This is a genomic window from Micromonospora sp. LH3U1 (assembly GCF_028475105.1).
Taxonomy (GTDB): domain Bacteria; phylum Actinomycetota; class Actinomycetes; order Mycobacteriales; family Micromonosporaceae; genus Micromonospora.
The window spans coordinates 435224-459667 of record NZ_CP116936.1; the positions used below are offsets into that span (position 1 = coordinate 435224).

The 24444-nt window shown below is 69.8% G+C and carries 21 protein-coding genes; 19 read left to right on the forward strand and 2 right to left on the reverse strand.

Annotated elements, in window-relative coordinates:
- The first annotated feature begins 56 nt into the window (after nt 1-56).
- The 18 genes from PCA76_RS02025 (at nt 57) to PCA76_RS02110 (ending at nt 20009) form a co-directional block, all read left to right on the forward strand.
- A complete protein-coding gene (locus tag PCA76_RS02025; protein ID WP_272614861.1) occupies nt 57-767 on the forward strand; it encodes a demethylmenaquinone methyltransferase in 711 nt (236 codons plus the stop codon).
- A 92-nt stretch (nt 768-859) separates the two neighbouring features.
- The gene (locus PCA76_RS02030; protein ID WP_272614862.1) at nt 860-1084 is read left to right on the forward strand and encodes a hypothetical protein; all 225 of its coding nucleotides are present in this window, start codon (nt 860-862) and stop codon (nt 1082-1084) included.
- Between the two features lie 139 nt (nt 1085-1223).
- A complete protein-coding gene (locus PCA76_RS02035; protein ID WP_272614864.1) occupies nt 1224-2501 on the forward strand; it encodes a geranylgeranyl reductase family protein in 1278 nt (425 codons plus the stop codon).
- Nucleotides 2502-2634: 133 nt separating this feature from the next.
- The gene (locus PCA76_RS02040; protein ID WP_272614865.1) at nt 2635-3000 is read left to right on the forward strand and encodes an NADH-quinone oxidoreductase subunit A; all 366 of its coding nucleotides are present in this window, start codon (nt 2635-2637) and stop codon (nt 2998-3000) included.
- Nucleotides 3001-3014: 14 nt separating this feature from the next.
- Complete coding sequence (locus PCA76_RS02045; RefSeq protein ID WP_272614866.1) at nt 3015-3692, forward strand: NuoB/complex I 20 kDa subunit family protein; 678 nt, start codon at nt 3015-3017, stop codon at nt 3690-3692.
- Entirely contained in the window at nt 3689-4417 is a 729-nt protein-coding gene (locus tag PCA76_RS02050; RefSeq protein ID WP_272614868.1) for an NADH-quinone oxidoreductase subunit C, read from the forward strand. The genes PCA76_RS02045 and PCA76_RS02050 overlap by 4 nt, the downstream gene beginning before the upstream one ends.
- Nucleotides 4414-5739: an NADH-quinone oxidoreductase subunit D gene (locus PCA76_RS02055; RefSeq protein ID WP_272614869.1), complete on the forward strand. Its 1326-nt coding sequence runs from the start codon at nt 4414-4416 to the stop codon at nt 5737-5739. The genes PCA76_RS02050 and PCA76_RS02055 overlap by 4 nt, the downstream gene beginning before the upstream one ends.
- On the forward strand, nt 5736-6734 hold the full coding sequence (gene nuoE / locus PCA76_RS02060) for an NADH-quinone oxidoreductase subunit NuoE (protein WP_272614871.1): 999 nt from the start codon (nt 5736-5738) through the stop codon (nt 6732-6734). The genes PCA76_RS02055 and nuoE overlap by 4 nt, the downstream gene beginning before the upstream one ends.
- Complete coding sequence (gene nuoF, locus PCA76_RS02065; RefSeq protein WP_272614873.1) at nt 6731-8047, forward strand: NADH-quinone oxidoreductase subunit NuoF; 1317 nt, start codon at nt 6731-6733, stop codon at nt 8045-8047. The genes nuoE and nuoF overlap by 4 nt, the downstream gene beginning before the upstream one ends.
- A 58-nt stretch (nt 8048-8105) precedes the next feature.
- Complete coding sequence (locus PCA76_RS02070) at nt 8106-10613, forward strand: NADH-quinone oxidoreductase subunit G (RefSeq protein ID WP_272614875.1); 2508 nt, start codon at nt 8106-8108, stop codon at nt 10611-10613.
- On the forward strand, nt 10610-11962 hold the full coding sequence (nuoH, locus tag PCA76_RS02075) for an NADH-quinone oxidoreductase subunit NuoH (RefSeq protein ID WP_272614877.1): 1353 nt from the start codon (nt 10610-10612) through the stop codon (nt 11960-11962). Before PCA76_RS02070 ends, nuoH begins: the two co-directional genes overlap by 4 nt.
- Before the next feature lies 1 nt (nt 11963).
- The gene (gene nuoI, locus PCA76_RS02080; protein ID WP_272614878.1) at nt 11964-12605 is read left to right on the forward strand and encodes an NADH-quinone oxidoreductase subunit NuoI; all 642 of its coding nucleotides are present in this window, start codon (nt 11964-11966) and stop codon (nt 12603-12605) included.
- Nucleotides 12602-13372 carry an NADH-quinone oxidoreductase subunit J gene (locus tag PCA76_RS02085; RefSeq protein WP_272614880.1) on the forward strand — a complete coding sequence of 257 codons (771 nt, stop codon included), beginning with the start codon at nt 12602-12604 and terminating at the stop codon, nt 13370-13372. Before nuoI ends, PCA76_RS02085 begins: the two co-directional genes overlap by 4 nt.
- 58 nt (nt 13373-13430) lie before the next feature.
- Nucleotides 13431-13748 carry an NADH-quinone oxidoreductase subunit NuoK gene (nuoK, locus tag PCA76_RS02090; RefSeq protein ID WP_272614882.1) on the forward strand — a complete coding sequence of 106 codons (318 nt, stop codon included), beginning with the start codon at nt 13431-13433 and terminating at the stop codon, nt 13746-13748.
- A gap of 12 nt (nt 13749-13760) precedes the next feature.
- Nucleotides 13761-15686 carry an NADH-quinone oxidoreductase subunit L gene (nuoL, locus tag PCA76_RS02095; RefSeq protein ID WP_272614883.1) on the forward strand — a complete coding sequence of 642 codons (1926 nt, stop codon included), beginning with the start codon at nt 13761-13763 and terminating at the stop codon, nt 15684-15686.
- Nucleotides 15687-15750: 64 nt separating this feature from the next.
- Nucleotides 15751-17283: an NADH-quinone oxidoreductase subunit M gene (locus tag PCA76_RS02100; protein WP_272614884.1), complete on the forward strand. Its 1533-nt coding sequence runs from the start codon at nt 15751-15753 to the stop codon at nt 17281-17283.
- Nucleotides 17280-18833: an NADH-quinone oxidoreductase subunit NuoN gene (gene nuoN / locus PCA76_RS02105; RefSeq protein ID WP_272614886.1), complete on the forward strand. Its 1554-nt coding sequence runs from the start codon at nt 17280-17282 to the stop codon at nt 18831-18833. The genes PCA76_RS02100 and nuoN overlap by 4 nt, the downstream gene beginning before the upstream one ends.
- Before the next feature lie 90 nt (nt 18834-18923).
- Complete coding sequence (locus tag PCA76_RS02110) at nt 18924-20009, forward strand: polyprenyl synthetase family protein (protein WP_272614887.1); 1086 nt, start codon at nt 18924-18926, stop codon at nt 20007-20009.
- On the opposite strand, the gene PCA76_RS02115 is transcribed toward PCA76_RS02110, so the two are convergent.
- Nucleotides 19985-21214, reverse strand: coding sequence for an MFS transporter (locus tag PCA76_RS02115; RefSeq protein WP_272614888.1), 1230 nt, complete (start codon nt 21212-21214; stop codon nt 19985-19987). The two genes, PCA76_RS02110 and PCA76_RS02115, sit on opposite strands and share 25 nt — an antisense overlap.
- Nucleotides 21215-21368: 154 nt before the next feature.
- On the opposite strand from PCA76_RS02115, the gene PCA76_RS02120 reads away from it, so the two are divergent.
- Nucleotides 21369-22151, forward strand: a complete 783-nt coding sequence (locus tag PCA76_RS02120) for an IclR family transcriptional regulator (RefSeq protein ID WP_272614889.1) — start codon at nt 21369-21371, stop codon at nt 22149-22151.
- A gap of 138 nt (nt 22152-22289) precedes the next feature.
- On the opposite strand, the gene PCA76_RS02125 is transcribed toward PCA76_RS02120, so the two are convergent.
- Nucleotides 22290-24416 (reverse strand): PhoX family protein, encoded by a 2127-nt coding sequence (locus PCA76_RS02125; protein WP_272614891.1) that lies wholly within the window; start codon nt 24414-24416, stop codon nt 22290-22292.
- Nucleotides 24417-24444 lie beyond the last annotated feature (28 nt).

The window sequence follows — 24444 nt, forward strand, 5'->3', positions numbered from 1 at the left end:
CGGGTGCCGCACCACCCACCGAGGGTCGGCTGGAGGGCGGCTGGCAGAGTGGAGGGGTGAGCCGTACCCCGCAGGGCCAGCGCGCCAGCCTGGACAAGCAGCCGCACGAGGTCGCCGCGATGTTCGACGGCGTGGCGGAGCGCTACGACCTGACCAACACGGTGCTCTCCTTCGGCCAGGACCGCTCCTGGCGACGCGCCACTCGCGCGGCGCTCGGGCTGCGGCCGGGTGAGCGGGTGCTCGACGTGGGCGCGGGCACCGGCGTCTCGACGCGGGAGTTGGCGCAGTCCGGGGCGTACGCGGTCGGGGCCGACCTGTCGCTGGGCATGCTGTACGCCGGCAAGCGGGTCCGTCCCGAGGTGCCGCTGTTGGCGGGAGACGCGCTGCGCCTGCCGTTCGCCGACGCGAGCTTCGACGCGGTGACCATCTCCTTCGCGTTGCGCAACGTCAACGACACCGACGCGGCCCTGCGGGAGTTGGCCCGGGTGACCCGGCCAGGAGGGCGGCTGGTGGTCTGCGAGTTCAGCACCCCGGTCAACCCGGCGTTCCGGACGGTCTACCTGTCGTACCTGATGCGGTCGCTGCCGGCGGTCGCCCGCACGGTGTCGAGCAACCCCGATGCGTACGTCTATCTCGCCGAGTCGATCCGGGCGTGGCCGGCGCAGGCCGCGCTGGCCGGCCGGGTCGCCGCAGCCGGGTGGGGACGAGTGGCGTGGCGGAACCTGACCGGTGGTGTGGTCGCGCTGCACCGGGGAATCCGCGAGTAGCAGCGGACGGCGTTGCGCGGGGACGGCACGGACATTATTCAGGTTTCGTGAATATCGGTCTTTAGTCTACTCTGCCCCGTACGCTCGTTCGCATGACCGGACCAGACCCGGCGGACCCGGTGGCCGCCACCGACGACGACGCGGCCGAACTCGTCGCGCAGTTGCGCGCGTTGGCCGGAGCTGATCCGGTGGAGGTCCGGCAGGTGGTCGCCGAGGTGTTGGCGGCGCTGGATCGGGCGGCGGGTGGTGCGCTCCGCGAGCATCTGCCGGAGGCCATCCGGGTCGATGCGGGTCTGGACGCCCCCAGCCCGGCCTGACACCTGACTGCTGTAGACGGTCCCTCGCTGTCACATCGGCGAGTTAGGCACCCCTGATCCTGCGCAGGTATGACACCGGTCATACACTCGTCCCGTCTGGCTTGTGAAGCATTTCACGAGCGTGCGGGAGGAGGCGCGAATGACCGCGGTTGAACATGACGCCGACGTCATTGTCGTGGGCGCCGGCCCCGGTGGATCAGCGACTGCGTACCACCTGGCCCGGCACGGCGTACGGGTGCTGATGTTGGAGAAGACCGAGTTCCCACGGGAGAAGGTCTGCGGCGACGGGTTGACCCCGCGCGCTGTTCGCCAGCTCATCCGGATGGGTGTGGACACCTCGCCCGAGGCGGGCTGGCTGCACAACCGCGGCCTGCGGGTCATCGGCGGCGGCGTACGCCTCGAACTGGACTGGCCGGAGCTCGCCAGCTTCCCCAACTACGGCCTGGTGCGAACGCGACTGGACTTCGACGACCTGCTCGCCCAGCGAGCGGTGGCCGCCGGTGCCAAGCTTCGGACCAGCGTCAACGTGCTGGGTCCGGTGCTCGACGGTGACGGCCGGGTCACCGGTGTCGAGGCGGAGGTCGGCCCGGGTAAGGAGCCCACCACCTTCCACGCCCCGCTGGTCGTTGCGGCGGACGGGGTTTCCGGCCGGTTCCCGCTCGCGCTGGGGCTGGCCAAGCGGGAGGACCGGCCGATCGGTGTGGCCGTCCGCCGCTACTACCGCTCGCCAGCCAAGCACGAGGACAACTACCTGGAGTCCTGGCTGGAGCTGCGCAGCAAGGACAGAGGCGACAACCTGCTGCCCGGGTACGGCTGGATCTTCGGCCTCGGTGACGGGCGGGTCAACGTCGGCCTCGGCGTGCTCAACTCGTCGTCCGCGTTCGGTAAGACCAACTACCGCCGGCTGCTCACCGACTGGCTCGCCAACACTCCCGAGGACTGGGGGATGACCGACGAGACCAACGCCGACGGTCCGATCCTGGGTGCCGCGCTGCCGATGGGCTTCAACCGGGTGCCCCACTACACCCGTGGCGTCATGCTGGTCGGTGACTCGGGCGGCATGGTCAACCCGTTCAACGGCGAGGGCATCGCGTACGCGATGGAGTCCGGCGAACTGGCCGCGGAGGTCGCGCTCCAGGCTCTCGCCCGGCCGGCCGGTCCGGAGCGCGAGCGGGCGCTGATGGCGTACCCGAACGAGCTGAAGGCGCGGCTCGGCGGCTACTACCGGCTGGGTGGCATCTTCGTGAAGCTGATCGGCCGTCCGGAGATCATGCGGATTGCCACCAAGCACGGCATGCCGCACCCGACGCTGATGCGTTTCGTGCTCAAGCTGTTGGCAAACCTGACTGATCCGCGCGGCGGAGACGCGATGGACCGGGTCATCAATGCGATGACGAAGGCAGCACCAGCGGTATAGACAAACGGCGTCATGGCTGGTCACAGCCCTGCGCCGACAAAGATCGACCCCCGCCGGCTGCCACTGCGAGGGACGTGAATAGTGTGATTTTCGTCAAGCACCGAGGGCAGGGAAGGACGAGCAGGAGAAAACGATGTCGCTCTCGCCTTACGTACCGATCATCGGGCTGTTCGCCCTCGCCGCGGCGTTCTCGCTGTTTTCCGTTGGCGCCGCCCGCTTCGCCGGTCCCCGTCGCTACAACAGGGCCAAACTCGAGGCTTACGAGTGCGGCATCGAGCCCAGCCCGCAGCCGGTCGGCGGCGGCCGGTTCCCGATCAAGTTCTACCTGACGGCGATGCTCTTCATCGTCTTCGACATCGAGATCATCTTCCTCTACCCCTGGGCGGTCTCGTTCGACGCCCTGCCGATCTTCGGCTTCGTGGAGATGGTCCTGTTCATCGTCGCGGTCTTCGTTGCGTACGCCTACGTCTGGCGGCGCGGCGGCCTGGACTGGGACTGAGGAAGGAACGTCAGATGGGCATCGAGGAGAAGCTTCCCGCCGGCGTCCTGCTCACCTCGGTGGAGAAGCTGGTCAACTGGTCTCGGAAGTCGTCCGTGTGGGGCGCTACCTTCGGCCTGGCCTGCTGCGCCATCGAGATGATGGCCGCCGGTGGTCCGCACTACGACATGGGCCGCTGGGGCATGGAGGTCTTCCGGGCGTCTCCCCGGCAGGCTGACCTGATGATCGTGGCCGGCCGGGTGAGTCAGAAGATGGCGCCGGTGCTACGCCAGATCTACGACCAGATGGCCGAGCCCCGCTGGGTGCTCTCGATGGGCGTCTGCGCCAGCAGCGGCGGCATGTTCAACAACTACGCGATCGTGCAGGGCGTCGACCACGTGGTGCCGGTCGACATGTACCTGCCCGGCTGCCCGCCCCGGCCGGAGATGCTCATCGACGCGATCCTCAAGCTCCGCGAGAAGATCATGTACGAGCCGCTGGGCCCGAACGGCCGCAAGATGCTGGCGGCCCGCCAGGAGCGCGGCGAGGTGCCGATCGTGCCCTACGGCTCCATGCCCTCCTCGTACCGCAGCGACAAGGCCCGTCGTGCCGAGTGGACCCAGGCGGTCCGCGACGGCCGCGAGGAGCAGCTGCGGATCGAGAACTGGATGAACGCTCAGAACCACCTCCACCCGCAGGCAGGCCCCAAATGAGCGACAAGCCCAACGACGGCGGCGTACCGGTGCCGGTGGTGCCGGCCGGCGCCTCCAGTGGTGCCCCCGCCGAGTTGCCACCGGCCAGCCCGGCTGGGCGCGGGATGTTCGGCAACCACGGCACCGGCGACGTGTCCGGCTACGGCGGCCTGGTCCGCCAGCGCCAGCCCATCGAGGAGGCGCCCCGGCCGTACGGGGGCTACTTCGACGAGGTCCGCGACGCGTTGGAGGAGGCGTACCCGGCCTTCGGTGACGCGATCGAGAAGGTCGTGGTCGACCGGGGTGAGCTGACCCTGCACGTCCGCCCGGAGCGGATCGCCGAGGTCTGCCAGGTGATGCGGGACGACCTGGCGCTGCGGTTCGAGCTGTGCTCCTCGGTGTCCGGTGCGGACTACCTGGGCGCCGACGAGCGCCGGCTGCACGTGATCTACCTGCTCACCTCGATGACGTACCGGCGGCGGGTCCGGCTGGAGGCCGCGGTCTCCGTCGAGGCCCCGCACCTGCCCAGCGTGACCGCGATCTACCCGACCGCGGACTGGCAGGAGCGCGAGGCGTACGACATGTTCGGCATCGTCTTCGACGGCCACCCCAACCTGACCCGGATCCTCATGCCGGACGACTGGGAGGGCCACCCGCAGCGCAAGGACTACCCGCTCGGCGGCGTCCCCGTCGAGTACAAGGGCGCGGAGATCCAGCCGCCGGACCGTAGGAGGTCCTACCAGTGACGACGTCGAACTACGCCAGCGAGCGCGAGACCACCGAGGGTCGGGTCTTCACCGTCACCGGTGGGGACTGGGACACGATCGTCTCGGGCACCGACCCGATCAACGACGAGCGGATCGTGGTCAACATGGGTCCGCAGCACCCGTCCACGCACGGGGTGCTGCGGCTGATCCTGGAGCTGGAGGGCGAGACGGTCCGCGAGGCCCGCGCCGTCGTCGGCTACCTGCACACCGGCATCGAGAAGAGCCTCGAATACCGCAACTGGGTCCAGGGCTCGACGTTCGTGACCCGGATGGACTACCTCGCCCCGATCTTCAACGAGACGGCGTACGCGCTGGCGGTCGAGAAGCTGCTCGGCATCACCGACGACATCACCGAGCGGGCCACCACCATCCGCGTGCTGATGATGGAACTCAACCGGATCTCGTCGCACCTGGTCTGGCTGGCCACCACCGGCATGGAGCTGGGCGCGATCTCGATCATGCTGTACGGCTTCCGCGAGCGGGAGTACATCCTCGACATCTTCGAGACCATCACCGGTCTGCGGATGAACCACGCGTACGTCCGGCCGGGCGGTGTGGCGCAGGACGTGCCCGACGACGCGGTCCGCAAGATCCGCGAGTTCCTCAAGATGATGCCGAAGAAGCTCAAGGAGTACGAGGACCTCCTCTCCGGCCAGCCGATCTGGACCGAGCGGACGAAGAACGTCGCGGTGCTGGACGTCACCGGCTGCGTGGCGCTCGGCATCACCGGCCCGGTGCTGCGCTCCGCCGGCCTGGCCTGGGACCTGCGCAAGACCATGCCGTACTGCGGCTACGAGACGTACGAGTTCGACGTGCCGACCCACCCCGACGGTGACGTGTGGGGTCGCTACCAGGTCCGGCTCGCCGAGATCCGGGAGTCGATGAAGCTGGTCGAGCAGGCCCTGGACCGGCTCCGTCCGGGCCCGGTGATGGTCGCCGACCGCAAGATCGCCTGGCCGGCGCAGCTGGCCATCGGCGTGGACGGCATGGGCAACTCGCTGGAGCACGTCGCGAAGATCATGGGTCAGTCGATGGAGTCGCTGATCCACCACTTCAAGCTGGTGACCGAGGGCTTCCGGGTTCCGCCCGGCCAGGTGTACGTCGGCATCGAGGCGCCCCGCGGCGAGTTGGGCGTGCACGCGGTCTCCGACGGTGGCACCCGGCCGTACCGGGTGCACTACCGGGAGCCGAGCTTCGTCAACCTCCAGGCTCTCCCGGCGATGGCCGAGGGTGGCCTGATCGCCGACGTGATCGCCGGCGGTGCCTCGTTGGACCCCGTGATGGGTGGTTGTGACCGATGACGACTTTCACTGAAGAGACCCGGGAGCGGGCGCGCGAGATCATCGCCCGTTACCCGGCGGACCGGTCCCGCTCGGCGTTGCTGCCGCTGCTGCACCTGGTGCAGGCCGAAGAGGGGTACGTCTCCCCGGCCGGGGTCACGTTCTGCGCCGAGGTGCTGGGGCTGAACAAGGCCCAGGTCGGTGCGGTGGCCACCTTCTACACGATGTACAAGCGCAAGCCGACCGGTGACTTCCTGGTCAGCGTCTGCACCAACACGATGTGCAATGTGCTCGGTGGCCAGGAGGTCTACGACACCCTCTCCGAGCACCTGGGCGTCGGACACGACGAGACGACCGCCGACGGCACGATCACGCTGGAGCACGCCGAGTGCCTGGCGGCGTGCGACTACGGCCCGGTGATGACGGTCAACTACGACTTCTTCGACGGCGTGGACCCGTCCACCGCGGTCGGCGTGGTCGACGAGCTGCGGGCGGGCTCGCGGCCGATGCCGACCCGGGGCGCTCGGCTCTGCACCCTCAAGGAAATGGCCGTGCAGCTCGCCGGTTTCGCCGACGAACGCGACGGCGCGGTCGCCGACGGTGGGCCGGGTGAGCCCACCCTGCGCGGGCTGAGGCTGGCGCAGCAGCACGGCGTCTCGGTGCCGGGCTTCGACCCGAACACCCCGATCCGCAGCAAGGCGGAGGCGGACAAGGCAGCCGCGAAGGCGAAGGCCGCCGAGGCCCCCGCGAAGCCTGCCGCCGAGCCCGCGAAGCCGGCCAGCCCGGTGAAGGGTGGCGACGGCGCCTCCGCCGAGGTTCCGGCGGAGACCTCGCCGCCGGCCCCGCGTGACGCGCAGAAGGCCGAGGCCGCCGGCGTGGCGGCCAACGAGCCAGCCAGCGACGGCAAGCCCGCCGGTGACTCCACCGGCCCGCAGGAGCGCAACCTCAACGAAGCGTCGGCGAGCGCCAGTGGCGCTAACTCCGCCGCCGCGAGCGAAACGGGGGCCCAGAAGTGACCACTCCCCGCCCGGAGACGCTGGCCAAGCTGACGCCGGTGCTGACCAAGCGCTGGCTGTCGCCGGACGCCTGGCAGATCGGCACGTACGAGCAGTTGGACGGCTACGCCGCGCTGCGCAAGGCGCTCAAGGCCCACCCGGACGACCTGATCCAGCTGATCAAGGACTCTGGGCTGCGTGGCCGGGGCGGCGCCGGCTTCCCCACCGGCCTCAAGTGGGGCTTCATCCCGCAGGGCGATGGGAAGCCGCACTACCTGGTGGTCAACGCCGACGAGGGCGAGCCGGGCACCTGCAAGGACCTGCCGCTGATGACCCACGACCCGCACGCGTTGGTCGAGGGCGTGATCATCGCGTCGTACGCGATCCGCGCCAACCGCGCCTACATCTACATCCGGGGCGAGGCGGTGCACGCCGCGCGCCGGCTGCGCAACGCCGTCCAGGAGGCGTACGACAAGGGTTACCTCGGCCGGAACATCCTGCGCAGCGGCTACGACCTGGAGTTGGTGGTGCACTCCGGCGCCGGGGCGTACATCTGCGGCGAGGAGACGGCGCTGCTGGACTCGCTGGAGGGGTTCCGAGGTCAGCCCCGGCTGCGCCCGCCGTTCCCGGCCACCCACGGCCTGTACGCGAGCCCGACCGTGGTGAACAACGTCGGCACCATCGCCAGCGTGCCGCCGATCGTGCTCGGTGGGGCCGACTGGTGGAAGACCATGGGCACCGAGAAGTCCTCCGGGCCGATGATCTACTCGCTGTCCGGCCGGATCGTCAACCCGGGCCAGTTCGAGTGCTCGATGGGCGTCACGCTGCGCGAGCTGCTCGAGCTGGCCGGTGGGATGCAGCCCGGGCACAACCTGCGGTTCTGGACCCCGGGCGGCTCGTCCACGCCGTTGCTCGCCGCCGAGCACCTCGACGTGCCACTGGACTTCGAGGGGGTGGCGGCGGCCGGCTCGATCCTCGGCACCACGGCCACGCAGATCTTCTCGGACCAGGACTGCCCGGTCTACGCGACGTACCGGTGGCTGGAGTTCTACCACCACGAGTCGTGCGGCAAGTGCACCCCGTGCCGCGAGGGCAACTACTGGATGGTCCGGGTCTACCGGCGGATCCTCGCCGGTCAGGGCACCCACGAGGACCTGGACACCCTGCTGGACACCTGCGACAACATCCTCGGCCGCTCGTTCTGTGGCCTGGGTGACGGCGCGACCAGCTCGGTGACCTCGTCGCTGAAGTACTTCAAGCAGGACTACCTCGACTACATCGAGGGACGTACCGCGCCGAAGCTGTCGGACAAGCAGCTAGTTGGAGCTCACTGATGCGAGCGCGAGGAGTGAGCGAAGCGAGCACCGCAGTCGCGAGCGAAAGGCAAGCACTGTGACGGACGTAGCCAAGCAGACCGAGACTGTCACGCTCACCATCGACGGTGTCGAGGTCACCGCCCCCAAGGGGACGCTGCTGATCCGGGCCGCCGAGCAGATGGGCACCGAGATCCCCCGGTTCTGCGACCACCCGCTACTGGCCCCGGCCGGAGCGTGCCGGCAGTGCCTGGTCGAGGTGGAGGGCCAGCGTAAGCCGGTCGCCTCCTGCACCCAGACCGTCGCCGACGGCATGGTCGTGCGTACCCAGATCACCTCCCCGGTGGCCAAGAAGGCGCAGGAGGGGGTGATGGAGCTGCTGCTGCTCAACCACCCGCTGGACTGCCCGATGTGTGACAAGGGCGGTGAGTGCCCGCTCCAGAACCAGGCGATGTCCACCGGCCGCACCGACTCGCGCTTCCACGAGCACAAGCGGGAGTACGAGAAGCCGATGGCGATCAGCAGCCAGGTGCTGCTGGACCGCGAGCGCTGCGTGCTCTGCCAGCGGTGCACCCGGTTCTCCGATGAGATCGCCGGCGACAAGTTCATCGACCTGATGGGCCGGTCGTCCGCCGAGGAAATCAACATCTACCGGGACGACGCGTACGGCGAAGAGGGCGACGCCGGGGACGTCCCGTTCAACTCCTACTTCTCCGGCAACACCGTGCAGATCTGCCCGGTGGGTGCGCTGACCGGTGCGCAGTACCGCTTCCGGGCCCGCCCGTTCGACCTGGTCTCCAGCCCGAGTGTCTGCGAGCACTGCTCGGCCGGCTGCAGCCAGCGGACCGACTGGCGGCGCGGCAAGGTGCTGCGCCGGCTGGCCGGCGACGAGCCGGCGGTGAACGAGGAGTGGAACTGCGACAAGGGCCGGTGGGGCTTCCAGTACACCCGGGCCACCGACCGGCTGACCACCCCGCTGGTCCGCGACGAGCACACCGGTGAGCTGCGGGAGGCGTCCTGGAGCGAGGCGCTCACCGTGGCCGCCGAGGGGCTGCACGCGGCTCGGGAGAGCGGGCAGGGCACGGCGGTGCTCACCGGCGGTCGGCTGACCGTCGAGGACGCGTACGCGTACGCCAAGTTCGCCCGGGTCGCGTTGAACACCAACGACATCGACTTCCGGGCCCGGCCGGTCTCCCGCGAGGAGGCCGACTTCCTGGCCAGCTCGGTCGCCGGGGTCACCGACGTCACCTACACCGACGTGGAGAACGCGCCGGCGGTCGTGCTGGTCGGCCTGGAGCCGGAGGAAGAGTGCCCGATCCTCTTCCTGCGGCTGCGCAAGGCGTACCTGAAGAAGACCCTGACGGTGTACGCGCTGGCACCGTTCGCCACCCGTGGCCTGGAGAAGCTCGGGGCCAAGCTGGCCCGGGTGGTGCCGGGCGAGGAGGCCAGCGTGCTCGCCGAGCACGCCACGGTCACCGAGGCGCTGAGCGCACCGGGCGCGATCCTGATCGTCGGCGAGCGGCTGGCCAGCGTGCCGGGCGGGCTCTCCGCCGCGGCGGACGTGGCTCGGCGTACCGGCGCGAAGCTGGCCTGGGTGCCGCGGCGCGCGGGTGACCGCGGTGCGGTCGACGCGGGCTGCCTGCCCAACCTGCTCCCCGGTGGACGGCTGGTCACCGAGCCGGCCGCACGGGCCGAGCTGGGTGAGGCGTGGGACATTCCGGCCGGGGTGATCCCGAGCCAGGCCGGTCGGGACACCGACGGCATCCTCGCCGCCGCGGCCAACGGCCAGCTGGGCGCGCTGGTCGTCGGCGGTGTCGACCCGTCCGACCTGGCCGACCCGCGACTGGCCGAGTCCGCCCTGGACGCGGTGCCGTTCCTGGTCAGCCTGGAGCTGCGCAGCAGCGCGGTGACCCGGCGGGCGAACGTGGTGCTGCCGATCGCCCCGGTGGCCGAGAAGGCCGGCAGCTTCCTGGACTGGGAGGGCCGGCTGCGCCCGTTCGAGGCGGTGCTGAACACCGCCGCGATGACCGACGGTCGGGTGCTCGACGCGCTGGCCGCGCTGCTCGACGTGCGGCTCGGCACCGCGGACGTGCCGAGCGTGCGTCGCGAGCTGGGCACGCTGCCGGCGACGCGTCTGTCTCGCCCGGCCGCGCCGTCGGTGGCGCCGGGCCGGGTGCCGCACCCGGGTGACGGGGAGGCCGTGCTGGCCACCTGGCACCAGCTGGTCGACCTCGGCACCCTGACCGACGGCGACGAGGATCTCGCCGGCACCGCCCGTCCGCCGGTGGTCCGGCTGGGCAAGGGCACCGCCGAGGCACTCGGTGTCGCCGATGGCGACGCGGTCACGGTCGGCACCGACCGGGGGGCACTGACCCTGCCGGCGGAGCTCACCGAGATGCCGGACGGTGTGGTCTGGCTGCCGACCAACTCACCCGGTTCGACCGTGCGACGCAGCCTCGGGGCGACGTCCGGCACGGTCGTCCGGATCTCCGTCCCCGCAGCGAGTACGGCCATCCCGGCCGGGCGCGTGGCGGCCGACGAGACCGGTCTCCCGGGTCCGCTCCTCAACACCGGGGGTAACCAGTGAGTCCGATCTACCTGGCGCAGGATCCGACGCTGGCCGACTTCGGCCGGGATCCGTGGTGGCTGGTTCTCGGCAAGATTGTCTTCGCGTTCGCCTTCGGTCTGCTGGCCACCCTGCTGGGTGTCTGGTTCGAGCGGCGGGTGGTCGGCTACATGCAGGTGCGGCCCGGCCCCAACCAGGTCGGCCCGTTCGGCCTGCTGCAGACCCTCGCCGACGGTCTGAAGATGGCCTTCAAGGAGGACATCCTGCCGAAGGCGGCCGACAAGGTCGTCTACTTCTTCGCGCCGACCATCTCGGTGATCTGCGCGGTCACCGCCCTGTCGGTGGTGCCGTTCGGCCCGATGGTGAGCATCTTCGGCCACCACACGCCGTTGCAGGTCACCGACGTGCCGGTGGCGGTGCTGCTGCTGCTCGCCTGCTCCTCGATGGGCGTCTACGGCATCGTGCTGGGCGGCTGGGCCTCCGGCTCGACGTACCCGCTGCTCGGTGGTCTGCGGTCGAGTGCCCAGATGATCTCCTACGAGGTCGCGATGGGGCTCTCCATCGTGGCGGTCTTCATGACCGCCGGCACGATGAGCACCAGCGGGATCGTCGCCGCGCAGGGTGACGCCACCCAGCTGACCATCTTCGGCCAGTCGATCCCGGCGCCGGGCTGGTACGCGATCCTGCTGCTGCCGAGCTTCATCATCTTCTTCATCGCCACCGTGGGCGAGACCAACCGGGCGCCGTTCGACCTGCCCGAGGCCGAGTCCGAGCTGGTCGCCGGCTTCATGACCGAGTACAGCTCGCTCAAGTTCGCGCTCTTCATGCTCAGCGAGTACGTCGCGATGGTGACCATGTCCGCGGTCACCACCACGCTGTTCCTCGGTGGCTGGCGGGCGCCGTGGCCGATCACGATCTGGGAGGGCGCCAACTCCGGTTGGTGGCCGATGCTCTGGTTCTTCGGCAAGGTGATCGCGCTGGTCTTCGTCTTCGTGTGGCTGCGCGGCACGCTGCCCCGGCTGCGCTACGACCAGTTCATGCGACTCGGTTGGAAGGTGCTGCTGCCGATCAACCTGGTCTGGATCCTGGTCCTGTCGGGCCTGCGTTCCATCGAGGACTGGGACACGACCGGCAAGGTGGTCGCGGTCGGTATCCCGGCCGGCATCCTGCTGCTCGTCACGCTGTTCTGGCCCAGCCGCCGCCCGCAGCCCAAGCCGACGGCGCAGGAACAGGTCGACAGCCGGCCGTACGGGAGCTTCCCGCTGCCGCCGATGGATCTACAGGTACCACCGAGCCCGCGCATCACGCGCGTGGTCGCCGAGCGGGAGCCGGCCAACATCGTCGCCGGCTCGGACTCCAGGGAGGTGTGACGTGGGCGCGATCACCGGAACGTTCAAGGGATTCGGTGTCACCTTCTCGCACATGTTCAGGAAGGTCGTCACCACCGACTACCCGTTCAAGCCGCCGGTGTCGGCGCCGCGCTACCACGGGCGGCACATCCTCAACCGGCACCCGGACGGCCTGGAGAAGTGCATCGGTTGTGAGCTGTGCGCCTGGGCCTGCCCGGCGGACGCGATCTACGTCGAGGGTGGCGACAACACCGACGAGCAACGCTTCTCGCCGGGTGAGCGGTACGCCAGCATCTACCAGATCAACTACGCCCGGTGCATCTTCTGCGGGTTGTGCATCGAGGCCTGCCCGACCCGATCGCTCACCATGAGCAACGAGTACGAGTTGGCCCGGGACAACCGGCAGGACCTGATCTTCACCAAGGAGCAGTTGCTCGCGCCGTTGCTCGAGGGCATGGAGCAGCCGCCGCACCCGATGCGGCTTGGCGACAGCGAGAAGGACTACTACGTCGGCGCGCTGGACAACCCGGGCACGTCCGCCGGTGCGGAGAAGTCCCCGATGGGTCCCGGCCGCTATCAGGTCGAGGAGCACCCCGGCGTGACGTTCCCGGGCGCCGAGCAGGCCGCCCAGCGCGTGGCGGCCGGCAAGGGAGAGGGAGCATGACCACGTCTACGGTGCTCGCCGCGGCGGGTTCGGTATCCGGCGGCGAGGCGGTCACCTTCTGGATCCTCGCCCCGCTCGCGCTGGTCGGCGGGATCGGGATGGTGGCCGCGCGCAACGCCGTGCACTCGGCGCTGTGGCTGGTGCTGACCATGCTCTGTCTGGGCGTGTTCTACGTGCTCCAGGCCGGTCCGTTCATCGGCATGGTGCAGATCATCGTCTACACCGGCGCGATCATGATGCTCTTCCTCTTCGTGCTGATGCTGGTCGGTCGGGACTCCACGGACTCGCTGATCGAGACGCTGCGCGGCCAGCGGGTCGCCGCGATCGTGCTCGGCCTGGGCTTCGCCGGTCTGGTCGGCAGTGGCGTCTACCGGGCACTCGACAACAGCGTCACGGTCGGCCTGGAGCAGGCCAACGCGGAGGGGAACGTGCAGGGCATCGCCCGGTTGCTGTTCACCAAGTACGTCTTCGCGTTCGAGCTGACCTCGGCGCTGCTGATCACCGCGGCGGTCGGTGCCATGGTGCTGGCCCACGTCGAGCGGCGTAAGCAGGACAAGGTCGACCAGCCGTCGACCATGCGGGCTCGCTTCGCCCCGGGCAACTACCCCGGCCCGAAGCCGGGTCCGGGCGTCTTCGCGACGTCCTCCTCGGTGGCCACCCCGGCACGGTTGCCCGACGGGCGCCTGACCGACCGCAGCACCCCGGCGATCCTTCCGCAGCGCGAGCTGACCGCCGAGGAGACCTCGCTGAAGGGGACGGACCGGTGAGCGCGAGGAGTGCAGCGAAGCGGAGCCCCGCAGTCGCGAACGGAAGGCGAACCAAGTAATGGAAACGTTCTTCTCGGTCGAGCCGAACTACTACCTGGTCCTCGCGGCGGTGCTGTTCACCATCGGCGCCACCGGGGTGTTGGTCCGGCGCAACGCGCTCGTCCTGTTCATGTGCGTGGAGCTGATGCTCAACGCGGCCAACCTGACGCTGGTCACCTTCAGCCGGATCAACGGTGACCTCAACGGTCAGATCATGGCGTTCTTCGTGATGGTGGTGGCGGCGGCCGAGGTCGTGGTCGGGCTCGCGATCATCATGTCCATCTTCCGCACGCGACGCTCGGCGAGTGTCGACGACGCCAACCTGCTCAAGTACTAGAGGGGTCCACCGGTGGAAGAGACTGTGGAATACGCCCAGGCCACGGGGCTGCTCGGGGGCGTCTGGCTGCTGGTGGCGATCCCGCTGCTCAGCGCGGCCATCCTGCTGCTACTCGGCCGGCGAGCCGACCGGTGGGGGCACTGGTTGGGCGTCGCCGCCATCGGTGCTGCGTTCGTGCTCGGCCTGACCTACTTCTTCCAGCTGCGTGGCCTGGAGAACAAGTCGGTCGAGCTGAGCCTCTGGGACTTCATCGCGGTCGGTGACCTGCGCGTCGACTTCGGCCTGCTGTTCGATCCGCTGGCCGCGGTCTTCGTGCTGCTGATCACCGGGGTGGGTTTCCTCATCCACCTGTACGCGGTGGAGTACATGGCACATGACGCGGGCCGTCGCCGGTTCTTCGCGTACTTCAACCTGTTCGTCGCGGCCATGCTGCTGCTGGTGCTCGGCAACAACTACGTGATGCTCTACGTCGGCTGGGAGGGCGTCGGTCTGGCGTCGTACCTGCTGATCTCCTTCTGGTACGAGCGGCCGAGCGCCGCCACGGCCGGCAAGAAGGCGTTCCTGATGAACCGGGTCGGCGACGCCGGCCTGGCCATCGCGATCTTCATCATGTTCGCGACCCTGGGCACCACCCAGTACGACGAGGTGTTCAACGGTGTCGGTGCGCTGACCGGCGCCACCGTGCTGGTCCTCGGCCTGTTGCTGCTGCTCGGCGCTGCCGGTAAGTCCGGCCAGTTCCCGCTGCAGGCCTGGCTGCCGGACGCGATGGAGGGCCCCACTCCGGTGTCGGCGCTCATCCACGCGGCCACCATGGTCACCGCGGGCGTCTACCTGATCGCCCGCTCCAACCCGATCTTCTCCGCCAACTCGACGCTCCAGCTCGTGGTGGTCAGTGTCGGCGCGCTCACCCTGCTGATGGGCTGCATCATCGGTGCGGCCAAGGACGACATCAAGCGGGTGCTCGCCTGGTCGACGGTGAGCCAGATCGGTTACATGTTCCTCGGCGTCGGCCTCGGTGGTGGGGCGTACGCGCTGGCCATCGTGCACCTGCTGGCGCACGGCTTCTTCAAGGCCAACATGTTCCTGGGCGCCGGCTCGGTGATGCACGGGATGAAGGACCAGGTCGACATCCGCCGCTTCGGTGGCCTCTCGAAGTACATGAAGATCACTTGGCTGACCTTCATGATGGGTTGGCTGGCCATCATCGGCATGTTCCCGTTCTCCGGCTTCTTCTCCAAGGAGCCCATCATCGTGGCCGCCTTCGAGCGGGAGGACTGGACCGCCTGGCTCTTCGGCGGGGCGGCGCTGCTCGGCGCCGGGCTGACCGCGTTCTACATGACCCGGCTCTTCGTGCTCACGTTCCATGGCGCGAAGCGGTGGACCGAGGACATCGAGCACCCGCACGAGTCGCCGAAGCTGATGACCATTCCGCTGATCCTGCTGGCGGTCGGCTCGGTCGGTGCCGGCTTCCTGCTGGCCACGTCTGTGCCGGACTGGCTGACGGCGACCGCTGGGCTGGGCGGCGAGCACGCGGAGCACGAGGCGGTCCTCTCGCACACCGTGATCACCACGCTGTCGCTGTTGGTCACCGTGCTCGGGGCCGGGCTGGCCTGGTTCCTGTTCCGGGCCGGCACGGCCACCGCGCCGCAGCCCGCCGGGGTGCTGGTCACCGCCGCCCGACGCAACCTCTACGCCGACGCGGTCAACGAGGCGGTCTTCGAGAAGCCGGGCATCTTCCTCACCCGGGCGCTGGTGTACCTCGACAACCGGGGCATCGACGGGCTGGTCAACGGGCTCGCCGCCGCTGTCGGCGGTGGCTCGGGTCGGCTCCGGCGGATGCAGACCGGTTTCGTCCGCTCGTACGCCACCTCGATCCTGGCCGGTGCGCTGCTGGTGATGGCGGCGTTCCTGGCGGTGCAGGCGGGGTGGTTGGCGTGATCGACCTCTTTCCGGCCGCCCCCGCCGGCGGACCACGCAGTGACGACGGAGGTAAGGCCGCATAATGTCCAACTTCCCGTTCCTCTCGGTGCTCACCGTGGCGCCACTGGTGGGCGCCCTGGTGGTGGCCTTCCTGCCGCGCCACCGGCCGGAGCTGGCCAAGCAGGTGGCGTTCGCCTGGTCGCTGCTCGTGCTGGTGCTCTCGGTGGTGATGTGGGTCAGCTTCAACGCTGGCGGTGACCGGTTCCAGTTCCGCGAGTCGTACTCGTGGATCCCGAACTGGGGTGTGAGCTTCACCTTCGCCGCCGACGGCATCGCGCTGGTGATGCTGATGCTGATCGCGGTGCTGGTGCCGCTGGTGATCCTGGCGTCCTGGCACGACGCCGAGTCGTCGAAGCGGTCGGTGCCCGTCTACTTCGCGCTGCTGCTGGTCCTCGAATGCACGATGATCGGCGTCTTCGCGGCCGCCGACGTCTTCCTGTTCTACGTGTTCTTCGAGGTCATGCTGGTCCCGATGTACTTCCTCATCGGCAGCTACGGCGGCCACCAGCGGCAGTACGCGGCGGTGAAGTTCTTCCTCTACTCGCTCGTCGGTGGTCTGTTCATGCTGGCCGCGGTGATCGGCCTGTGGGTGGTCGGCGGAAAGACCTTCGACTGGCAGGCGCTGTCGCAGGTCGACATCAGCACCGGCACCGAGCGATGGCTGTTCCTCGGCTTCTTCCTCGCGTTCGCCATCAAGGCGCCGTTCTTCCCGTTCCACACCTGGCTGCCCGACGCTGGTGGTGCGGCCCCGGCAGGCGCCGCGGCGCTGCTCGTCGGTGTGTTGGACAAGGTCGGCACGTTCGGCATCCTGCGCTACTGCCTGCCGCTGTTCCCCGAGGCGTCGAAGTGGTTCGCGCCGTGGGCGCTGGCGCTGGGCGTGATCGGCATCGTCTACGCCGCGCTGCTCGCGGTCGGCCAGAACGACCTCAAGCGGCTGGTGTCGTACACCTCGATCGCGCACTTCGGTTTCATCGGGGTGGGTATCTTCGCCTTCACCACCCAGGCCGGCACCGGCGCGGTCCTCTACATGCTCAACCACGGGCTGGCCACCGGTCTGCTCTTCCTGGTGGTGGGCATGCTGATCTCCCGGCGCGGTTCGTCGCTGATCAGTGACTTCGGTGGTGCCGGCAAGCTGGTCCCGGTCCTCGCCGGGGTGCTCTTCTTCGCCGGTCTCGCCTCGCTCGCGCTGCCCGGTACGGCACCCTTCATCTCCGAGTTCCTGGTGCTGATCGGCACCTTCACGGTGAACAAGCCGGTCGCGATCATCGCCACGCTCGGCATCATCCTGGCCGCCGCGTACGTGCTGTGGATGGTGCAGCGCACCACCCAGGGCACGCTCAACCCGGCGCTCACCGAGGTCGACGGCATGCGCCGGGACCTCAACCTGCGCGAGAAGTTCGTGGTCGCCCCACTGATCGCGCTGATCGTGCTGCTCGGCTTCTATCCCAAGCCGGTCACTGACGTGATCAACCCGGCCGTGCAGGCGACCATGGACGACATCGGCAGGACCGACCCGGCCCCCTCGGTGGGCACCGTCCAGGAGGCAGCAAAGTGACCGAGTTGAAACTGCCGTCGATCGACTACGCGGCGCTCTCTCCGATCCTGATCATGCTGAGCACCGCCTTGCTCGGTGTGCTGGTCGAGGCCCTCGTGCCCCGGCGCTCGCGCCATCTGGTGCAGCTGACGCTGGCGCTGCTGGCGGTGCTCGCTGCGCTGACCATGGTGGTCCTCCACTCCGACGAGCGGCTCATCACCGCCGGCGGGGCACTCGCGGTGGACGGACCGACGCTGTTCCTCCAGGGCGCGATCCTGGTGCTGGCGGCGATGGCGCTGCTGCTGATCGGTGACCGCTCGGTCGAACGGGGTGGGGCGTTCGTCGCCCAGGCCGCCGTGACCCCCGAGTCGGCCGACGACCGGCGGCAGGCCGAGGGGCGCAACGGCCTCACCGAGGTCTACCCGCTCACCACGTTCGCGATCGGCGGCATGCTGATCTTCGTGGCGGCGAACGACCTGCTGACCATGTTCATCGCCCTGGAAGTCTTCTCCCTGCCGCTCTACCTGCTCTGCGCGCTGGCCCGTCGCCGCCGTCTGCTGAGCCAGGAGGCGGCGATGAAGTACTTCCTGCTCGGCGCGTACGCCTCGGCGTTCTTCCTGTTCGGCGTGGCCCTGATCTACGGCTTCACCGCCGGCATCCCGGGCCGTCCGGCCGGCGTCGACTTCGCCACCATCAACGCGGCGGTGAGCGAGTCTCCGGCCAGCCAGGTGCTGCTCTTCGCCGGCATGGCGCTGCTCTCCATCGGGCTGCTCTTCAAGGCCGCGGCGGCACCGTTCCACGTCTGGACCCCGGACGTCTACCAGGGAGCGCCGACCCCGGTCACCGGCTTCATGGCCGCCTGCACCAAGGTCGCCGCGTTCGGTGCTCTGCTGCGCGTCTTCCACGTCGCGTTCGCCGACGCCAGCTGGGACTTCACTCCGATCCTCGGCGTGGTGGCGGTGCTGACCATGCTGGTCGGTGCGGTGCTCGCGGTCACCCAGACCGACATCAAGCGGCTGCTCGCGTACTCCTCGATCGCCAACGCCGGCTACCTGCTGGTCGGTGTGCTGGCGCCGAGCCGCGAAGGGCTCTCCGGCACGATGTTCTACCTGGTCGCGTACGGCTTCTCGGTGCTGGCCGCGTTCGCGGTGGTGACCCTGGTGCGGGACGCCGACGGGGAAGCCACCCACCTGTCCCGCTGGGCCGGGCTGGGCCGGCGGTCGCCGTTCTTCGCCGCGCTGTTCACCTTCATCCTGCTGGCCTTCGCCGGTATCCCGCTGACCAGCGGCTTCACCAGCAAGTTCGCCATCTTCGGGCCGGCGCTGGAGGGTGGTCAGGCCTGGTTGGTGATCGCCGGTGTGCTGACCAGCATGGTGCTGGCGTTCCCGTACCTGCGGGTCGTGGTGATGATGTGGCTCTCCGAGCCGGGCGAGTCCACCCCGACGGTCACCGTGCCCGGTGGGCTCACCTCCGCCGCGCTGATGATCGGTGTGCTGGCCACCCTGGTGCTGGGCATCGCCCCGGCGCCGCTGCTCGATCTGGCTACCGGAGCTGCTGAATTCGTTCGATGACCGAAGGATCGATCACTGGGGGCCGGCGCGTGTTCACGTGCCGGCCCTCGGTGCGTATCCCCGGCCCGGAGCAGGTCGAACGGGTGTGGCATGGTTGATAGCGTGGTGAATCCGGCGGGCGAGCGTTCAGGTTCCTCCGGCTCCGGCGGTCGGCGGGGTCGGGCGAGCACGAGTCAGTTCGGCGCGCTTGGCCTCAACCTCGCCGATCCCCGCGTCGAGGCGTCCGTGCTGGGTCTGCTGGACACGGTCGAGGTCGAGTTGCGGGCCAGTGTGTCCAGCGCCGACCCGTTCGTCACCGAGGCTGCCCGACACCTCGTCGAGGCCGGGGGGAAGCGTTTCCGGCCGCTGCTGGTGGCGCTCGGCGCCCAGTTCGGTGACCCCACCTGCGCGCAGGTGGTCCCGGCCGCCGTGGTGATGGAGCTCACTCACCTCGCCACGCTCTACCACGATGACGTGATGGACGAGGCCGCCGTCCGCCGGGGTGCCCCGAGCGCGAACTCCCGCTGGACCAACTCGGTCGCGATCCTGGTGGGCGACTACCTCTTCGCCCGCGCGGCGGACATCGCCGCCGACCTGGGCCCCGAGGCGGTCCGGTTGCAGGCGCGTACCTTCGCCCGGCTGGTGCACGGCCAGATCGCGGAGACCGTCGGGCCGCGTGCCGGCGACGACCCGGTGGCCCACTACCTGCACGTGATCGCCGAGAAGACCGGCTCCCTGATCGCCACGTCGGCCCGGTTCGGCGGCATGTTCGGTGGCGCCTCCGCGGAGCACGTGGAGGCCCTCGCCGGGTACGGCGAGACGATCGGCGTCGCGTTCCAACTCTCCGACGATCTGCTGGACATCGCCTCCGAGTCGGTGCAGTCGGGCAAGACCCCCGGCACGGACCTGCGCGAGGGCGTCCCGACGCTGCCGGTCCTCTACGCCCGCGCGGCCGACGACTCCGACGCGGCCTCGGTGCGTCTGCGGGAGATCCTGGCGATCGGCCCGCTGACCGACGACGCGCTGCACGCCGAGGCGTTGGTGCTGCTCCGGGAGAGCCCGGCGCTCAAGCGGGCCCGGGAGACCGTCCGCAGCTACGCCGAGGATGCCCGCGCGCAGCTGGCCCCGCTTCCGCAGGGCCCGTCCCGCCACGCTCTCGAATCGCTCTGCGACTACATCGCCGACCGCACCAGCTGATCCACGTGCCGGCTCGCCCCGGCGGCGGCGCGGGTCAACAGGCGGCTACCGACGAGCATGAGGGCGGCGGCGAGCAGCATGGCCACCGCCGCGGTGGTCCACATGGCCGGGTAACCGAGGTGGGCGGCGAGTGGGCCGAGGCTCAGCGGGCCGAGACAGCCGCCCGCGTACACCCCGGTCTGGGTGATCGAGGTGGCGGCGGCCGGTGACTGTGGGTGGAGCCGGACCACCGCGAAGTTCATCAGGCCGGGCCAGGCCCAACCCAGGCCGAAGCCGAGCACCACGCCGGCCACCAGCGGCACCGGGCCGGTCAACGCGAGCATCCCCAGCCCGGCCGCGCCGACGACGAGCATCGCTGCGATGAGAGCGACGTGACCGGTGTCGCGACGATCGGCCAGCCAGCCGGCGCCCACCCGGGCCGTCACGCACACCGCGCTGCCCAGGGTCAGGGTGAGGCCGGCGAGGCCCGGCGACAGGCCCCGGGCCGCGGCCGAGTCCACCAGGAAGGTGCCCAGCGCGTTGGCTGCGGCTGCGGCCAACGTCGCCGCCGCGCCGATCACCACAAGCGCCGCCGTCGCCCGGCCAGCGCGGGTGGCGCCGGCCCGCCGCGCCAGGCCGGGCAATGGCCGGGGTACGGCGGGCAGTGTGGTCAACGCGGCCACGGCGGCGGCCACGAACGCCCAGCGCCAGCCGACGGTGAGCGCGATGGTGGGCACCGCCGCCCCGGCCAGCAGGGTGGAGATCGGGATGGCGGCCTGCTTGACGCCGAACGACAGCCCCTGCCGTCGGGCCGGCACGTGCTGGGCCAGCGCGGCGTTGCTCGCCAACTGGCCGAGGGCGTTCGCCGCGGCGCTGAGCGCCAGCAAGCCGACCAGCACCGGGTACGACCGGGCGAGAGCGGCCACGGCCAGCATCGACCCGGCGGCCAGCACGATGCCGCAGCGGGCCACCAGGGCCGGTCCGTACCGCTCGACCAGACGGCCGGAGGGCACCGAGGCGAGCGCGCTGACCCCGAAGTAGACGGCCACGGCCACGCCCAGGCCGGCCGGGGAGAAGCCGAGGTCCCTGCCCATCTGCACGGCGAGACCACCGAGCAGGAAGACGGGGAGTACGCAGGCCACGGTGGTGGCGACTGCGCCGGCACTCGCCCTGACCGGTTGGGGTCGGGCGATGGTCGGGTCGGGGGTGGTGGCGGTGTTGGTCATCGTCCGGCAAACCTACGCGAGACCCCCTCAGACCACTCCTGGTGACCGGCGGGGCACAAGCTGTGGATGGTGATCTGGCATCCTCGACCCGAACAGGCATTTCGCACCGGGCCTGTTTTTCATATGGTGTAAGTCCCCGGCGGCGGAGGTGGTTGTGCGCGACCCCTTGGCAGAACCTTCGGACCTGATCCGCAGCGTGTCCCGAGCGCTGCGGGTGCTGGAGTCGGTCGGTCGCGCCCCGAAAGGCCTGACCGTCAAGCAGATCGCCCGGCGGTGTGAGCTGACCGTGGCCACCACCTACCATCTGGTCCGCACGCTCGCCTACGAGGGCTACGTGATCCGTCGCGAGGACGGCACGTACATCGTGGGCCTTGAGGTGGCCGACCGGTACCGGGAGCTGGTGACCGCGTTCCGCGGGCCGCCAGCGGTCGGTGAGACGCTGCGGCGGGCCGCCCTGGACACCGGCTACAGCCACTACCTGGGTCGCTTCGTCGGCGGTCAGGTGGCCCTCACGGCGGTCGCCGAGGGGCACCGATCGCCCTACCTGGAAGACCTGGTTCCCGGCTTCGACGAGGGCGCCCACGCGACGGCCCTCGGCAAGTCCCTGCTCGCCACCCTCACCGCAGACCAGCGCTACCGCTATCTGCGGGAGTACGGCATGCGCCCGTTCACCACCGCCACGCTGACCACGACCGAGACGTTCGAGGCCGACCTGGCCGCCGGCGACCGGCGCGGCATGCAGTTGGAGATGGGGCAGTTCCGCCAGGGGGTGGCCTGCGCTGCGATGCTGGTCGCGCCGGACAAGGACATGGAACGCCGCGTCGTGCTGGCCTGCGCGTTGCCGGCCAGCGAGATGATGACCTCCGCCCGGATGGTACGAGCCAAGCTGCTCACCGTGGCCCGCAGCGTCGCTGACGGCATCGCCTCCGACAACTGACCGCAACGACGCCGAGAGGCCCTCTCCCAGGCTGGGAGAGGGCCTCTCGTGGCGGTCCAGCGCCGAACCGCCTGAGCAATGTCAGCGGCCCACCGGCCGAGGGGCAACGTCAGCGGCCCACCGGCCGCGGGGGCAACGTCAGCTGCCCACCGGGCCGCCGTCGAGGCGCCAGGTGACCACCACGCCCGGCTTGGCGTAGTCACCGTCGGGCCAGTTCGAGGCCGGGTTCTCCACCGAGGCGCCGGTGATCTCACCCGGGTGCTGCACCGCCACGAAGACCGAGCGGTTGTCGCCGGTGATGAACGGGCCGCAGGTCTCCGCGCCGAGCGGCACGGTCAGGAACTGCTTGAGGTGACCCCGCTCCGGACCCTCCACGGCGGTGGCGAACAGGCCGTCGTTGCTGCCCAGCGCGTTGCCGTCGGTGGAGATCCACAGGTTGCCGGTGGCGTCGAAGGCGACGTTGTCCGGGCAGGAGATCGGGGAGACCTTGGTCTTGTCGTACCCGGCGAAGAAGGTCGACGCGTCGGTCGGGTCGCCGCAGACGATCGGCAGCGACCAGGCGAAGGTCTCCGAGGCGTTGTCGTTGCGGTCCTCGACCAGCTCCAGGATCTGCCCGTGCTTGTTGGCGTTGCGCGGGTTCGCCTCGTCCGGCTTTGGGTTGCTGCCGACGCCTCGGTTGGTGTTGTTGGTCAGCGCCACGTACACCTTGCCGGTGAGCAGGCTCGGCTCGACGTCCTCCGGGCGGTCCATCTTGGTTGCGCCGACCTTGTCACCGGCGAGCCGGGTGAAGGTGAGCACGTCCGCGGCGGTCATCCCGTCGACGAACGAGCGGTTGCCGCTGACCAGCTTGATCCAGCGACCCCGGCCGTTGAACGCGCCGTCGGTGGGGAGCTTGCCCGACCCGTCGATCTCGGCGGCGCTGGTCTGGTCGAGCTTCGCCACGTAGAGCGTGCCGGACTCCAACAGGGTCAGGTTGTGCTTGCGGGCAGCCCAGGAGTTGCCCTTCATGAACTTCTTGTCCGAGACGAACTTGTAGAGGTAGTCGAACCGCTCGTCGTCGCCCATGTACGCGACCACGTGGCCGTCCTTGGCCACGATCACGTTCGCGCCCTCGTGCTTGAACCGGCCCATCGCGGTGTGCTTGCGCGGGCGGCTCTCCGGGTCGAACGGGTCGATCTCGACGACCCAACCGAACCGGTGCGCCTCGTTGGGGTGCTTGGCCAGATCGAAGCGCTCGTCCGCGCGCTCCCACTTGCGGCTGCCGCTGGGGTAGCGGCTGGCGGTGCTGATGCCGTAGCGGTCCAGCTTCGGCTTCAGGTCGGCCGGGGCGGCGTCGGCGCCCACGAAGTACTGGTTGAAGTTCTCCTCGCCGGAGAGCACCGTGCCCCACGGGGTCACGCCACCGGCGCAGTTGTTCAGCGTGCCGACGACCGTACGGCCCTTGGGGTCCGCGGCGGTCTTCAGCCAGGCCGAGCCGGCGGCCGGACCGGTCAGGTCGAACTTGGTGCTGAGCGCGGTGACCCGCCGGTTGTACGCCCGAGGGCCCTTCTCGACCGGCTTCCACTGCCCGGTGCCCGCGACCCGCTCCAGCTCCACCACGGACATGCCGTGCGCGGCCATGGCGGTGCGGAGCTGCTCCACCGAGAGCCCGTCCAGGCCGGGGAAGCCCGGGAACATGAGGTCCTCGTTGGTGTACTCGTGGTTGACCACGAGCAGCGCCCGCTTGCCCTGCTTGTCCAGCGGCAGCACGCCCACGAAGTCGTTGTTGTAACCGAACTGCTTGGACTGCGCGGCGGCGGTCTGGTGGTGCAGGTTGAACTCCGGTGCGCCCGGCAGGACCGGGTCACCCCACTTGATCACCACAGCGTGGTCGTAGCCATTCGGCACGACCAGGGTGTCCAGCTTGTTCGGTGGGATCGGCTTGAAGGTCAGCGCGCCGCTGCCGACGCCGGTGCTCGGACGGCCGAAACCGAAGGCCTCCGGGACATCCGGGGTCGTGGGGGCCGCCATGGCCGGGGCCGCACCGGCGAGCGCACCGGCGGCCGCGCCGCCGAAACCGAGGACCAGCGCGCCGACCGCGCCGGCCCGGACCACGCCACGCCGCGAGACCTCCGCGTTCACCACGTCTCCGAAGTACGCGTTGTCGGAGGTGTTCGGTACCGGGTGGTCACAGGCGTTTCCGCAGCGGTACAGGCAGGTCATGGCGTCTCGGGTGCCATGGCGGGTGCCGTTCAACAGTGGGAGCAGCCGGGGACGGTCGCTCATGGGAGAAGCCTCCAGGGAGTCGGTGGCA